Annotated in this window: 11 protein-coding genes, 4 tRNA genes and 1 pseudogene; 13 read left to right on the top strand and 3 right to left on the bottom strand. The window is 60.5% G+C overall.

All coding sequences use genetic code 11. The features are described 5' to 3' along the window. Positions 1-67 precede the first annotated feature (67 nt). From plsY to PG879_RS00790, 7 genes and pseudogenes are all read left to right on the top strand, one after another. Positions 68-730 (top strand): glycerol-3-phosphate 1-O-acyltransferase PlsY, encoded by a 663-nt coding sequence (plsY, locus tag PG879_RS00820; RefSeq protein WP_029314836.1) that lies wholly within the window; start codon positions 68-70, stop codon positions 728-730. A 47-nt stretch (positions 731-777) separates the two neighbouring features. Beyond that, positions 778-853: transfer RNA gene (locus tag PG879_RS00815), tRNA-Phe, on the top strand. A 51-nt stretch (positions 854-904) separates the two neighbouring features. Further along, positions 905-980 (top strand) — tRNA-Thr (locus tag PG879_RS00810). Between the two features lie 3 nt (positions 981-983). Next, a tRNA-Phe gene (locus PG879_RS00805) sits at positions 984-1,059 on the top strand. Between the two features lie 8 nt (positions 1,060-1,067). Continuing rightward, positions 1,068-1,143 (top strand) — tRNA-Asn (locus tag PG879_RS00800). A 98-nt stretch (positions 1,144-1,241) separates the two neighbouring features. Continuing rightward, a pseudogene (locus tag PG879_RS00795) lies at positions 1,242-1,421 on the top strand (IS3 family transposase); the annotation flags it as partial. Between the two features lie 395 nt (positions 1,422-1,816). Continuing rightward, positions 1,817-2,185, top strand: a complete 369-nt coding sequence (locus PG879_RS00790; protein ID WP_223937767.1) for a hypothetical protein — start codon at positions 1,817-1,819, stop codon at positions 2,183-2,185. 267 nt (positions 2,186-2,452) lie between these two features. Here the strand turns inward: PG879_RS00790 and PG879_RS00785 are convergent, their stop codons facing one another. Then, entirely contained in the window at positions 2,453-2,932 is a 480-nt protein-coding gene (locus PG879_RS00785; protein WP_010672813.1) for a MarR family winged helix-turn-helix transcriptional regulator, read from the bottom strand. Positions 2,933-3,095: 163 nt separating this feature from the next. Here PG879_RS00785 and PG879_RS00780 point away from each other — a divergent pair, with 163 nt between their 5' ends. Both PG879_RS00780 and PG879_RS00775 read left to right on the top strand, forming a co-directional pair. Further along, positions 3,096-3,623 carry a hypothetical protein gene (locus tag PG879_RS00780; protein ID WP_010672814.1) on the top strand — a complete coding sequence of 176 codons (528 nt, stop codon included), beginning with the start codon at positions 3,096-3,098 and terminating at the stop codon, positions 3,621-3,623. Between the two features lie 9 nt (positions 3,624-3,632). After that, positions 3,633-5,231 (top strand): BCCT family transporter, encoded by a 1,599-nt coding sequence (locus PG879_RS00775; RefSeq protein WP_042879412.1) that lies wholly within the window; start codon positions 3,633-3,635, stop codon positions 5,229-5,231. A gap of 70 nt (positions 5,232-5,301) precedes the next feature. Here the strand turns inward: PG879_RS00775 and mutS are convergent, their stop codons facing one another. Further along, positions 5,302-7,872, bottom strand: a complete 2,571-nt coding sequence (gene mutS / locus PG879_RS00770) for a DNA mismatch repair protein MutS (RefSeq protein WP_109112148.1) — start codon at positions 7,870-7,872, stop codon at positions 5,302-5,304. Between the two features lie 263 nt (positions 7,873-8,135). Beyond that, positions 8,136-8,543, bottom strand: coding sequence for a Spy/CpxP family protein refolding chaperone (locus PG879_RS00765; protein WP_010672817.1), 408 nt, complete (start codon positions 8,541-8,543; stop codon positions 8,136-8,138). Positions 8,544-8,742: 199 nt separating this feature from the next. Between PG879_RS00765 and pncC the strand changes: the two genes are divergently transcribed. The 4 genes from pncC (at position 8,743) to alaS (ending at position 13,824) form a co-directional block, all read left to right on the top strand. Then, a complete protein-coding gene (gene pncC, locus PG879_RS00760; RefSeq protein WP_029313644.1) occupies positions 8,743-9,234 on the top strand; it encodes a nicotinamide-nucleotide amidase in 492 nt (163 codons plus the stop codon). A gap of 80 nt (positions 9,235-9,314) precedes the next feature. After that, positions 9,315-10,379 (top strand): recombinase RecA, encoded by a 1,065-nt coding sequence (recA, locus tag PG879_RS00755; protein ID WP_010672819.1) that lies wholly within the window; start codon positions 9,315-9,317, stop codon positions 10,377-10,379. Between the two features lie 41 nt (positions 10,380-10,420). Beyond that, positions 10,421-10,927: a regulatory protein RecX gene (locus tag PG879_RS00750; protein WP_113978665.1), complete on the top strand. Its 507-nt coding sequence runs from the start codon at positions 10,421-10,423 to the stop codon at positions 10,925-10,927. A gap of 272 nt (positions 10,928-11,199) precedes the next feature. After that, a complete protein-coding gene (gene alaS, locus PG879_RS00745; protein ID WP_270829606.1) occupies positions 11,200-13,824 on the top strand; it encodes an alanine--tRNA ligase in 2,625 nt (874 codons plus the stop codon). Positions 13,825-13,837 lie beyond the last annotated feature (13 nt).

Here is a 13,837-nt window from a genome sequence, read left to right as displayed (position 1 = left end):
GGCAAGCCCGGGCCTGGGAATGTGGCCCGCATCATACCCCATTCATATCGTGGTAAAAACGACCAAGATGACGGCCCTGACGATTTTGATGATTATTCTGGCCTATCTGGGCGGCTCGCTGTCCAGTGCCGTGCTGGTTTCCCGCATCACGGGTCTGCCGGATCCCCGTGACCATGGTTCCCACAACCCGGGGGCGACCAATGTGTTGCGCCTCGGCGGCCGGATGGCGGCGCTGATCGTACTGCTTCTCGACGTGCTCAAGGGGATGGCCCCCGTCTACCTCGCCTGGTATCTGCAGATCAAGCCCGTCTACCTCGGCTTTATCGGGGTGGCCGCCTGTCTGGGCCACATGTACCCCCTCTTCTTCCACTTCCGTGGCGGCAAGGGCGTCGCCACCGCCCTCGGTACCATGCTGCCCATTGGGTTTGCCATGGGGGGCGCCGTCATCACCACCTGGCTGCTGGTGCTGCTGGTGAGCGGCTATTCGTCACTGGCGTCCATCGTGACCGTGTTGCTCACTCCGCTCTTTACCTATCTGCTCAAACCGGAATACACGTTGCCGGTCTCCCTGCTCTCCTGTCTCATCCTGATCCGTCATCACGAGAACATTACCCGCCTGCTCAAGGGGGAGGAGTCCCGCCTCTGGGGGCGCCGGGGAGCGGTCCCGCCAGCAGAAGTGATGAAAATGGATGATGCTGCGCAAAAAAGAGACGAACGAGACGAAAAGTGAAATTTCCCGTTGACCACCTGCCCTAAAATCCGTTTAATAGCGCCCACGCCCAGATAGCTCAGTCGGTAGAGCAGGGGATTGAAAATCCCCGTGTCGGCGGTTCGATTCCGTCTCTGGGCACCATATTTTGGTGCCATGAAAAAAAACGTGTTCATGCACAATGGTTTGAAGTGTGCCGGCTTAGCTCAGTAGGTAGAGCAACTGACTTGTAATCAGTAGGTCACCAGTTCGATTCCGGTAGCCGGCACCATTTGCCCAGATAGCTCAGTCGGTAGAGCAGGGGATTGAAAATCCCCGTGTCGGCGGTTCGATTCCGTCTCTGGGCACCACGAATAATTCCTCCTTAGCTCAGTCGGTAGAGCGACGGACTGTTAATCCGCAGGTCGCTGGTTCGAGCCCAGCAGGAGGAGCCAAATAAAAAGCCCAGCAGCAATGCTGGGCTTTTTCTTTTCCCATTGTCCCCGTCCTGAATATGGCTTATACCTTCTTCCCCGAATAGATGGAGATCTCGATGGGACAAGGTGTGAAACGCACACAGCGCGATTACTCACTGAGGTTTAAATTGTCCCTGGTCGAGCAGATTGAAAAAGGTGAACTCACCTACCAGTAGACACAATTCCAATATGGCATTCAGGGCAATTCGACCATTCTGGTATGGTTGCATAAGCATGGTCTGCAGGGTTGGAGCCAGGGAGCATCGATTAGAGCTGGCAGGATCACATCATGCCTGATCCCGGCAACCAAATGTCTGAACAGCGTATCAAGGAGCTCGAGTAGCTGGCGCTGATGAGCCTGGAGGCTCAGTTCTTTGAAGGCGCCTCAATCGTAAAAAACGACCTGGTAAGCTCTCTCGCAGCGGTATGTCGAAAAGCTGACCATCTTCAGTGCTTGCTGGTTCCTCGGAATAAACCGTTAGGCTGACTACAATCGCAATCGGGTCGCCGACCTGCGTCATGCACAAGGGCAGCAGGTAGTGAGCTTTGTGCGCAAAGTTCACTACGGGTGGGCATCCACAAGTAGCATTATCTGCTGCAGGGCCAAGACGATGCTGGGCTGACGGTCTGGTGGGACAGACTGTTTAGGATATTGGCCGAGCACCGTCTGTTGGTGCAGCCCAAACGGGCCTATCACAAGACGCTCCACAGTTTTCAGCGTTTCTATCGCCATCCCAACTTGCTCAAACCCGGCCCGGTGAAAATCACTGCGGTGGCGCCAGGGCAGGTCTTGGTTGCCGACATCACTTACCTGCCGGCAAAGAGCGGGCCACTCTACCTGAGCCTGGTGACGGATGCCTTCTCGCGTAAGATAGCGGGGCATCACGTGCACGAAGGGATGCATGCTGAGTTGGTTGTGATGGCGCAGAGCACTGAAGCAACGGCGTGGCAGCGGGGAGTTTATCCATCACTCGGACGGCAGGGTGCAGTATTGCTCAGGCTTGAATCAGACGCTGTATGAACGGTACGGAGTACAGTACTCGATGACTGATGGGTATGACTGTTATCAGAATGCGCTGGCAGAGCGGGTGAACGGGATACTGAAAGGAGAGTTGCTGTAGCAAAGCCCGTAGGACCTGGTGTAGACGAGGAAGATGGTGCATAAGGTGGTGGGTAGTTATAACCCAGAATGATCGCATTAGGCCTCGCAATGCAGAATCCCCGATGCGGTACATCGGGTTCTGAGTGCCAGAAGTTAACTGAAAACATGTAAACGGACTTCAGGATTTCAGGCCCGCTCTTCGGTCAGGGGGCTGACACTCAGCACGGGGGCGGCATCGATGCCGTCGGCATTCATCATGGCGGAGATGCGTTGCAGGGATGAGAGCAACAACCCCTGCTCCCAGTTCTCCAGTGCCTGAAAGCGTTGAATGAAACTCTCCTGCAAGGGGGTCGGAGCCTGGGCAAGCAGGGCGCGTCCCGCGTCAGTGAGCGTCGCATGCACCTTGCGTTTGTCGGTTTCGCTGCGAATGCGCTGCACCAGCTGGCGGCTCTCCAGCCGGTCCATGATGGTGGTCGCGGTGGCCTGGCTCATGTTGGTGTGATCCGCCAGCTGGCGCATGGAGATCTGGCCAAGCTCGTCGATCCCCTTGAGCAGCAGGAGCTGGGGCGAGGTCAGGCCGGCCTCCTTGATCAAGCGCTTGGAGTGCATGTCGATGGCACGGATGATCTGGCGCAGGGCGATCAGCACTTCATCATGTTTTTCCATGGGGTCTGGGTCATCGCAGGGCTGTGGAGAGGCGCGAAATTCTCCGCCTAATCCATAACAAGGTCAATATGGTTTTTGATGTAATGGTTTTAGCTCTAATGAATATTGTGTTAGGTTATCGGACAATTGCCCCATTCCAACCCGATATTTGAGGAGTGAAATCATGCATGACGACCTGGATATCAAGTCCCTGGTTGCCGATCTGCGCGTGGTCAGAGTTCGCTATGAACTGCCTGATACCGCGGCATTTGTGCGTTATCAACCTGCTTATGACGAGGACCCCAACAACCTCAAGGTACACCACTACGATGGCGAGCTGCCGCTCTCTTGCAGTAACACAGGTTCTTTCAGTCTAAAGGAGTTGGTCAATGAGCTGCGCTATGCCTATGTGCTGGTTCACCTCTTCCCCGACGAGAGTGCCATGAACTTTTATCTGGCGGGTCTGGACAATGGGCTGGCACAGCTGGAGTTCATCGGTGGCTCCTATGACTTCAACCGCCTCTGGATCACCAGCGGTGTCTCCAATCTGGGGGTGCCCATGGCTATCTTCCTCGGCAAACGCCACGCAGTGAACGGCCAGCCGTCGGTGACCCTGGTGGATCACCGTGAGCAGGTGGCTGGTCGTCTGGCCTATCGCGCCATCGGCGGTGCCGGCGATCACGTGGGTGAAGACTTTTTCAACAACGACTAAGGAGGCCCGATGCGAGCAACCAAAGGGCTTTTGAAAGGCCTCAATCCCACCATGGCCATGACGGCCCTCACCGTCGTGACCCTCTTCCTGCTGTTCGGCGTCTTTGATCCGGATACCGCAGGCACCTGGTTTACCGGGGCCAAGGACACCATCATTGCTGGCTTCAAGTGGTATTACATCCTGGTGGTCGCCCTGTTCCTGTTCTTCGCCGTCTACCTGATGTTCAGCCGCTTTGGCAGCATCCGGCTGGGCGACGACGACCAGGTACCGGAGTTTGGCTACTTTGCCTGGTTCTCCATGCTGTTCAGCGCAGGCATGGGCATAGGCCTGGTGTTCTGGAGTATCGCCGAGCCCATGTATCACCTGCAGGGCAACCCCTTCATCACCGAAGGTATGACGCCGGAAGCGGCCCAGATCGCCATGCGCCTCACCTTCTTCCACTGGGGTCTGCACCCCTGGGCCATCTATGTGATCGTCGGCCTGTCGCTGGCCTTCTTCAGCTACCGGCGCAAGTTGCCGCTGGCCATCCGCTCCGTGCTCTACCCCATTCTTGGCGATCGCATCTACGGCTTCTGGGGCCATGCCGCCGACGTGCTGGCGGTGTTCGGTACCGTGTTCGGGGTGGCGACCTCCCTTGGGCTGGGAGTTTCCCAGATGAACACCGGCCTCAATCAGATGTTCGGCATGGGCGTGTCACAAGCGAACCAGCTCTGGCTCATCGGTGGCATCAGCCTGATTGCCACCCTGTCGGCCATCTCCGGCGTCGGGCGCGGGGTGAAGATCCTCTCCGAACTCAATATCTGGTTGAGCGTGTTCGTGCTGGGCCTCTTCCTGGTGCTGGGGCCAACCACCTATATCCTCAACGCCTATGTGCAGAACATCGGTGATTACCTGCAGAACATCGTCAAGCTGAGCTTCTGGACCAATACCGAAGCCAACGGTACCTCGGCCTGGCAGTCCAGCTGGACCGCATTTTACTGGGGCTGGTGGATCGCGTGGGCACCCTTTGTCGGCATGTTCATCGCCCGCATCTCCAAGGGCCGCACGATTCGTGAATTCGTGCTCGGTGTCCTGCTGGTGCCCTCCCTGCTCGGCATGCTCTGGCTCACCGTGTTCGGCGGGACTGCCATGAACCTGGAGCTGTTCGGTGGCGGCGGCGTAGTGGAAGCGGTCAATCAGGATGTCACCATGGCGCTCTACAAGACGGTGGAACTGCTGCACTGGGATACCTTCGGCTGGATTGCCAAGGGGGTGCTGACCCTGCTTATCTGCACCTACTTCATCACCTCCAGCGATTCGGGCACGCTCGTGATTACGACGCTGCTCTCCATCGGCGATCAGGATCCCCCGGTGCTGCACCGCGCCATCTGGGGGCTGGGGCAGGGGCTGGTCGCGGCCATTCTGCTGGTCTCCGGCGGGCTTGCCGCCCTGCAGGCCGCCAGCATCATCGCCGCGCTGCCCTTCTCGGTCATCATGCTGGCCATGTGCTACTCCCTGATGCAGGGGCTCAAACAGGAGAGCCAGCACCAGTTCGAATACAGGCAGAAGCTCAAGCGCCATCCGGGGTCGGTCAATCTGAGCCTGATGGATCGCATCGGTCCGGGCTGATGACAGGTTCGGTCAAACGAAAGGGGAACCTCGCGGTTCCCCTTTTTCATGCCTGTTCGGCGGTCGGTAGCTACAGCATCTGCTTGAGTCGATAGAGCAGGTCAAGGGCCTGTCGCGGGGTCAGCTCGTCCGGGCGAACTGCTGCCAGCTCCTCCACCACAGGATGGGGTTGCGGGGCGAGAGTTACCGGAGCCGGACGACTTTCGCCGGCGGCCACCGGAGTGGCACTCTCCAGCTCGTGCAGTTTGTGGCGGGCCTGGTGGATCACCGATTTCGGCACCCCGGCCAGCGCCGCTACCTGCAGGCCGTAGGATCGGCTGGCCGCACCTTCCTGCACCGCGTGCATAAAGGCGATGGTGTCGCCGTGCTCCACCGCATCCAGGTGGACGTTGGCCAGCCCGCTCATCAGCTCGGGCAGGCGGGTCAGCTCGAAGTAGTGAGTGGCGAACAGGGTGTAGGCGCCAATCTTGCTTGCCAGCTGCTCGGCGCAGGCCCAGGCCAGCGAGAGGCCGTCGTAGGTGCTGGTGCCGCGGCCAATTTCGTCCATCAGCACCAGACTGCGGGCGGTGGCGTTGTTGAGGATATTGGCGGTTTCGGTCATCTCCACCATAAAGGTGGAGCGGCCGGAGGCGAGATCATCCGACGCCCCGATGCGGGTGAAGATGCGGTCGATGGGGCCGATGCGGGCGCTGTCGGCGGGCACGAATGCGCCGATATGGGCCAGCAGAACGATGAGCGCAGTCTGGCGCATGTAGGTGGATTTACCGCCCATGTTGGGGCCGGTGATTATCAACATCCGCCGCTCCCGCTCCAGCTGTATCGGGTTGGCGATAAAGGGGTCGGTCATCACCTGCTCCACCACGGGATGGCGGCCCGCCTCGATGATGATCTGATCCTCGTCGATGAGGGTGGGGCAGCGATAGTCGAGGGTCTCTGCCCGCTCGGCCAGGTTGGCCAGCACGTCCAGCTCCGCCAGTGCGGCAGCAGACTCCTGCAGATCGCCGAGGTGCGGCAGCAGGGCGTCGAGCAGCTCTTCGTAGAGACGTTTTTCCAGCGCCAGCGCCTGGGCCTGGGCGGTGAGCACTTTGTCCTCGTACTTCTTCAGCTCATCGATGATGTAGCGCTCGTTGTTTTTCAGCGTCTGGCGGCGGATGTAGTGGGCCGGCACCAGGTGGCTGTTAGCGCGGCTCACCTCGATGTAGAAGCCGTGCACCTTGTTGTAGCCCACCTTGAGGGTGTTGATGCCGGTTAGCGCCTTCTCCCGCTCCTCGATGCGGGCCAGGCTGGCGGTGGCGCCATTGGCCAGATCCCGCAGCTCGTCCAGCTCCTGATTGAACCCTTCACGGATGACGCCGCCATCGCGGATGAGCACCGGTGGCACCTCCATCACGGCACGCTCCAGCAGGTCGAACAGTTCGGGGAAGGTGCTCGCCCGCTCGCGCAGCTGCTGCACCGCCTCGTGCTCGCTCTCCGCCAGCAGACGCTGCAACTCGGGCAGCTGAGCAAAAGCCTGCCGCAGCCGGGTCAGATCGCGCGGGCGGGCCGAGCGCAGGGCGAGGCGCGCCAGCACCCGCTCCACATCGCCGACCTGGCGCAGCAAACCGCCCAGCTCGTCATAGAGGTTCTGCTCGATGAGCTCCTTGATGGTGCTCTGGCGACCTTTGAGGATCACCCGATCGCGGATCGGCTGGTGGATCCAGCGCTTGAGCAGGCGGCTGCCCATCGGCGTGGCGGTGCAATCGAGCACGGCGGAGAGGGTGTTGTCGTGACCGCCGGCCAGATTCTGGGTCAGCTCCAGATTGCGGCGGGTGGCGGCATCCATGATGACCGCATGATCGGGCTGCTCCAGGCGCACGCTGCGAATGTGGGGCAGGGCGGTGCGCTGGGTGTCTTTCACGTACTGCATCAGGCAGCCGGCGGCGCACAGGGCGGTCTCGCTCTGCTCGACCCCAAAGCCCACCAGATCCTGGGTGCCGAACTGCTGGCACAAGAGCTTGCGGGCGGTGCCGAGCTCGAACTCCCACTCCGGGCGGCGGCGCAGACCGCGGCGACCCTCGATATGGTGCAGGAAGGCGAACGATTCGGGGTAGAGCAGCTCCGCCGGATTGGTGCGTTGCAACTCGGCGAGCAGGGTCTCTTCTTTCTCGAACTGGTTGATGAAGAAGCGGCCGGAGCCGATGTCCATGGTGCCGTAACCGAAGCGGCGGCCATCGTGGTAGACGGCGGCGATCAGGTTGTCCTGCCGCTCGCTGAGCAGCGCCTCGTCGGAGACGGTACCCGGGGTGATGATGCGAATGACCTTGCGCTCCACCGGCCCCTTGCTGGTGGCGGGATCCCCCACCTGCTCGCAGATGGCGGCCGATTCGCCGAGCTGTACCAGCTTGGCGAGATACCCCTCGATGGCGTGATAGGGCACCCCGGCCATCGGGATGGGGCTGCCGGCCGACTGGCCGCGCTTGGTCAGGGAGATGTCGAGCAGCTGGGAGGCCTTGCGGGCGTCGTCGTAGAAGAGCTCGTAGAAGTCACCCATGCGATAAAACAGCAGGATCTCCGGGTTCTCGGCCTTGAGGGTCAGATACTGCTGCATCATGGGGGTGTGGGCGCTCAAGTTGGCGCCTGGCGCTTGGTATTGTGCTGTCATGTGCTATTCCAGAAGGTGCTCTTGCGGGCAAACGTCTGCCGTCATGGGTCTGAATCTGGGGGCCATTCTACATGCTCGAGGCAAGATGGTGAGGAGGAATCTCCGTCTTGGGGGCAAAGCTGGCGTCCCGTCGCGGATCTGTGCATCCGGCTGATGCTGGCCAGAGTGGCCTGGGATGGAGCCTGGCCGAGAAGAGGCATGGGGGAGGAGAAATAGCATCCCCGCACGGATGCGGGGATGGGAGAGCGGGGAGAGTGTCGCCCTCAGTACATGGCTTCGTCGCCGCTCAGCATCTCGTGCAGCTTGGCTTTCTGCTCGGGTGTCAGCACCCGGCTCACCTCGAAGAGGTAGTGGGCGCGATGGTAGCGGGCCTCGGCCTGTACGTCGCTGATGGTCTGCAACTGCTTTCTCGCCGCCACTTCATCCCATTTGCCGGACTTGATCATGTTGACGATGACGTCCTGGCCGATTGCGTCGAGCTTGATTGAGCCCAGCTCCCTGGTGGCCTGCTCGCGCAGCCCCTTGATCTGCTCCACCTGCGCGCTGGAGAGGTTCAGCTCCTGGGCCAGGGTGGTCTCGCTCTGCAGCTCGGCGGTACCCTCGGTGGCAAAGGCATGGGTGGCGATACACATTGCGAGGGCTGTCATGGCGACGTTGAACGGATGCTTCATCCGGCTTTCTCCTTGGTCTGATGGGATGGAAACCGCATGCATGGCGGTGTTGGAACATGATAACGAGCAGCCATGTACTGGAGCTTAAGCGACGACAACTTGCTGACGCAGTGGCCCCGGGGTCGGTTGCCCGAGGGGCGGGGCAACTGCATAATGAGCGCCATATTTCGCCTGGAAGAGGCCGGAAGAGGACGCGATGATGGGACTTGAAGCAGAGATCTCCCGCTTATCCCGGGAATTGGGCGAGGCACTGCTGGCCAGAGGCTGGCTGGCCGCCACGGCGGAATCCTGCACCGGCGGCGGGGTTGCCACTGCCATCACGGATACTGCCGGCAGCTCTGCCTGGTTCGATCGCGGTTTCGTGACCTACACCAACGAAGCCAAACAGCAGATGCTCGGCGTCAGCATCGACAGCCTGTTGCGCCACGGCGCCGTCAGCGAACCCGTGGTGCTGGAGATGACCCGGGGCTGCCTGGCTCGCTCCGATGCGGGTATCTGCGTGGCCATCAGCGGTATCGCCGGGCCTGGTGGTGGCAGCGAGGAGAAACCGGTCGGCACTGTCTGGTTTGCCTGGGCAGATCGTACCGGTCGTCACCACTCCCTGCTCGCCCGTTTCGATGGGGATCGCCATCAGGTGCGCCAGCAGGCGGTCAGACAGGCCTTGTCCGGACTCCTGGCACTGCTCAAATAAATTGGGCTTGATACTGTATGCATAAACAGTATACTTAGCCCAACTTCACTTCTTATTCACGATTCCCAGCGGAGATTGGCATGGATCAGAACAAACAGAAGGCACTGGCGGCTGCGCTGGGCCAGATCGAAAAGCAGTTTGGCAAAGGCTCCATCATGCGTCTGGGCGACAGCAAGACCATGGATATTGAAGCCATCTCCACCGGCTCTCTCTCTCTGGACGTGGCGCTGGGGATCGGTGGTCTGCCGTGCGGTCGTATCGTCGAGATCTACGGTCCGGAATCCTCCGGTAAAACTACGCTGACCCTGCAGGTGATCGCCGAAGCCCAGAAGAAGGGCAAGACCTGTGCCTTCGTCGATGCGGAGCACGCACTGGATCCTATCTATGCCGCCAAGCTGGGCGTCAACGTCGACGACCTGCTCATCTCCCAGCCGGATACCGGTGAACAGGCACTGGAGATTTGCGACATGCTGGTGCGCTCCAATGCCGTCGACGTCATCATCGTCGACTCCGTGGCTGCCCTGACCCCGAAAGCGGAAATCGAAGGGGAGATGGGTGACTCCCACGTCGGCCTGCAGGCCCGACTGATGTCCCAGGCGCTGCGTAAATTGACCGCCAACATCAAGAACGCCAACTGCCTGTGCATCTTCATCAACCAGATCCGGATGAAGATTGGCGTCATGTTCGGCAGCCCGGAGACCACCACCGGTGGTAACGCTCTGAAGTTTTACGCCTCCGTGCGCCTTGACATCCGTCGTACCGGCGCCATCAAGGAAGGGGACGAGGTGGTCGGCAACGAAACCCGCGTCAAGGTCGTCAAGAACAAGGTGGCGCCACCCTTCAAGCAGGCTGAGTTCCAGATCTTCTATGGTGCCGGTATCTCCAAGGAGGGCGAGCTGGTGGATCTCGGCGTCAAGCACAAGCTGATCGACAAGGCGGGCGCCTGGTACAGCTACAACGGCGAGAAGATCGGCCAGGGCAAAGCCAACGTGATGAAGCTCTTCTCCGAAAACAAGGCACTGGCTGCCGAGGTGGAAGTGAAGCTGCGCGAGCTGCTGCTCTCTGGCGCCGCGCCGGTGGAAGAGAAGGCCACGGCTGCCGAATACGACGAGTTTGAAGCCGAAAACGAACAAGAGTTCGAATAAGGAATGAGGAAAGGCCGGGTTGATACCCGGCCTTGTTGTTTATGGCGGATGAATCAGTGAACGAAACGGGCGAGCCCGTCGAATTGACCTTTGAAGAGCAGCTGGCGGCCGCCCGTGCCTACGCCATGCGCAGTCTGGCCCGTCGCGAGAGTGCCGAGTCGGAGCTGGCCAGACGCCTGCGTCAGAAGGGATTCGAGGAGGAGGTGGTCGCCGTTGTACTCGACCATTGCCGTGGCTATGGCTGGGTCAATGACGATCGTTACGGTGCCATGGCGGTGCGGGCTGGTGCGGCCAAAGGCCATGGTCCGCTCAGGATCCGCTTCGATCTGCGCCGCAAGGGGCTGGATGACACCCAGATCGAGGCTGCCCTGGATCAACCCGAGCTCGACTGGTTCGAACTGGCGCTTGCGTTGTTGTCGCGTCGGGCAAAGGCGACCGACCTTGCCGACTTCAAACTGCGCATGAAGTGGCTCAAATATCTGATGGGGCGTGGTTTTACCCAGGAACAAGCCCGTTACGCCCTCTCAGCCATGCAAGGTGAGCAATAGTGGCGCGCCAAGGTTGAACACCTATAGCAACTGGTGTGCGGTGCGGCTGGTGGGGAATATCAGCCCTTCGCCGAGTCTGTCGATGGCGGCCCTGTGGTCGAGCGAGGCATCCCGAAGCCCCCCTGTTGCGACGTCCTTGCGGGTGCTGCAGCCAAACGCTGGCCCCTTGGGGGCTATTTCACCCGCCAAGGGTCCCCACGTTTTACTTTACCCTGCAGAAAACTTACATTAATGCGGTTAAAAGTCCGTATTCGAATCAAGCAGGATTTTCCATGTACATGTCCACGTCAGAGATTCGCACTGCGTTTCTCGAGTATTTCCGCACCCAGGGACACCAGGTTGTCTCTTCCAGCTCGCTGGTACCGCACAACGATCCGACCCTGCTGTTCACCAACGCAGGGATGAACCAGTTCAAGGACGTGTTCCTTGGCGCCGACAAGCGTGCCTATCACCGTGCCACCACGGCCCAGCGTTGCGTGCGGGCTGGCGGCAAGCACAATGACCTGGAAAACGTCGGCTATACCGCCCGTCACCACACCTTCTTCGAGATGCTGGGCAACTTCAGCTTCGGTGACTACTTCAAACAGGACGCCATCCGGTTTGCATGGGAATTCCTGACCGGTACCCTCAAGCTGCCCAAAGAGCGCCTGCTGGTGACCGTCTACGCGACTGACGACGAAGCCTTCGACATCTGGGAAAAAGAGGTCGGCGTGCCGGCCGATCGCATCGTGCGCATCGGTGACAACAAGGGTGCTCCTTATGCATCCGACAACTTCTGGGCCATGGGCGATACCGGCCCATGTGGTCCCTGCACAGAGATCTTCTACGACCACGGCGATCACATCTGGGGTGGCCCTCCCGGTTCACCAGACGAGGATGGCGACCGCTTCATCGAGATCTGGAACGTGGTCTTCATGCAGTTCAACCGTCAGGCTGACGGCACCATGGAGCCGCTGCCCCGTCCGTCCGTGGATACCGGCATGGGTCTGGAGCGTATCTCCGCCATCATGCAGGGGGTGCACTCCAACTATGAGATCGACATCTTCCAGGCGTTGATCAAGAAGGCGGCCGAGATCGTCGGCACCACGGATCTGAGCAACCAGTCCCTGCGCGTCATCGCGGACCACATCCGTTCCTGCGCTTTCCTGGTGGCTGACGGAGTCATGCCCTCCAATGAAGGTCGCGGCTACGTGCTGCGCCGCATCATCCGCCGCGCCGTGCGTCACGGCCGCAAGCTGGGTGCTACCGACGTCTTCTTCTACAAGCTGGCTGCCGAGCTGGCCGTGCAGATGAAGGATGTGGCGGCAGAACTGATCGCCCAGTTGCCGCTGGTCGAGCGAGTGTTGCGTATCGAGGAGGAGCAGTTCGTCCGCACGCTGGACAGAGGTCTGCTGCTGCTGGAAGACGCCCTGGCCAACCTCGGTGATGCCAAGGTGATCCCGGGTGAAGTGGTGTTCAAGCTCTATGACACATACGGCTTCCCGGCCGACCTGACCGCCGACGTGGTGCGCGAGCGCGAGATCGGCATCGACGAAGAGGGCTTCAAGGCCGAGATGGAGAAGCAGCGCGCCCGCGCGAAAGAGGCTTCCAGTTTCGGCGTGAACTACAACGACGTGCTGAAGCTCGATTTCGAGACCCCCTTTACCGGTTACAAGCAGCTGAGCCAGAACACCCTGGTGGTCGGTATCTACAAGGATGGTGTCGAGGTCAATGGCCTCATCGCCGGTGAAGAGGCAGTGATCGTGCTGGCGGAGACCCCCTTCTATGCGGAGTCCGGCGGTCAGGTGGGTGACAGCGGCATCCTCAAGGTGGATGACGGCATCTTCGCCGTCACCGACACCCAGAAAGCGGGCAAGGCGATCATCCACAAGGGCTATCTGGAACTGGGTACCCTGGAGAAGGGAACCGAGGTCGAGGCCGTGGTCGATGGCGACCGTCGTCAGGCCATCGCCCTTAACCACTCCGTGACTCACCTGCTGCACGCGGCCTTGCGCCAGGCGCTGGGTGAGCATGTGACCCAGAAAGGATCCCTGGTGGGCGCCGAGCGCATGCGCTTCGACTTCTCCCACTTCGAAGGGCTGACCATGGCGACCATTCGCCGGATCGAGGAGCTCGTCAACGCCCAGATCCGTGCCAACCACGAGGTGGCCACCCAGCTGATGGGGCTGGAAGAGGCCAAGTCAGCCGGTGCCATGGCGCTGTTTGGCGAGAAATATGAAGACGATGTGCGCGTGGTACGCATGGGCGACTACTCCACCGAGCTGTGCGGCGGTACTCACGCCAAGCGCACCGGTGACATCGGCTTCTTCAAGATCATTGCCGAGAGCGGCATCGCGGCTGGCGTGCGTCGTATCGAAGCGGTCACCGGCAAGAGCGCCATCGATCTGATGCACCAGCTGGGTGAACAGATCGAAGAGGCCGCCGCGTTGGTGAAGGGCGATCAGTTTTCCATCGCCGACAAGGTGCGCCAGGTACTGGACAAGGCCAAGATGATGGAGCGCGAGCTGGAACAGCTCAAAGCCAAGCTGGCGGCGCAGGCGGGTAACGACCTGCTGAGTCAGGTCATCGACATCAATGGCCAGAAGGTGCTGGTTGCCGCCCTGGAAGGGGTCGACCCCAAATCCCTGCGCGGCATGCTGGACGAGCTGAAGAACCAGATGAAATCCGGTGTCGTGCTGCTGGCAACCAGCAGTGATGGCAAGGTCAACCTGATCGCGGGCGTGACCAATGACCTGACCGGCAAGGTCAAAGCTGGTGAGCTGGTCAATCTGGTGGCCCAGCAGGTGGGTGGCAAGGGCGGTGGTCGTCCCGACATGGCACAGGCGGGTGGTACCCAGCCTGAGGCGGTGCCGGCGGCGCTGCAATCCGTTCACTCCTGGCTGGAAGAGCGCCTGTAAGCGGGCGAGGTGA

It is taken from the genome of Aeromonas sp. QDB63, assembly GCF_027707425.1.
GTDB lineage: Bacteria > Pseudomonadota > Gammaproteobacteria > Enterobacterales > Aeromonadaceae > Aeromonas > Aeromonas caviae.
The sequence above is the reverse complement of the archived record's forward strand: the minus strand, read 5'-3'. Positions and strand labels throughout refer to the sequence as shown.

Bases quoted from the DNA above. Each gene is read 5' to 3' on its own strand.
- plsY (WP_029314836.1), top strand. From the start codon at position 68: ATGACGGCCCTGACGATTTTGATGATTATTCTGGCCTATCTGGGCGGC.
- PG879_RS00785 (WP_010672813.1), bottom strand. From the start codon at position 2,932: ATGGAAAAACATGATGAAGTGCTGATCGCCCTGCGCCAGATCATCCGT.
- PG879_RS00780 (WP_010672814.1), top strand. From the start codon at position 3,096: ATGCATGACGACCTGGATATCAAGTCCCTGGTTGCCGATCTGCGCGTG.
- PG879_RS00775 (WP_042879412.1), top strand. From the start codon at position 3,633: ATGCGAGCAACCAAAGGGCTTTTGAAAGGCCTCAATCCCACCATGGCC.
- mutS (WP_109112148.1), bottom strand. From the start codon at position 7,872: ATGACAGCACAATACCAAGCGCCAGGCGCCAACTTGAGCGCCCACACC.
- PG879_RS00765 (WP_010672817.1), bottom strand. From the start codon at position 8,543: ATGAAGCATCCGTTCAACGTCGCCATGACAGCCCTCGCAATGTGTATC.
- pncC (WP_029313644.1), top strand. From the start codon at position 8,743: ATGGGACTTGAAGCAGAGATCTCCCGCTTATCCCGGGAATTGGGCGAG.
- recA (WP_010672819.1), top strand. From the start codon at position 9,315: ATGGATCAGAACAAACAGAAGGCACTGGCGGCTGCGCTGGGCCAGATC.
- PG879_RS00750 (WP_113978665.1), top strand. From the start codon at position 10,421: ATGGCGGATGAATCAGTGAACGAAACGGGCGAGCCCGTCGAATTGACC.
- alaS (WP_270829606.1), top strand. From the start codon at position 11,200: ATGTACATGTCCACGTCAGAGATTCGCACTGCGTTTCTCGAGTATTTC.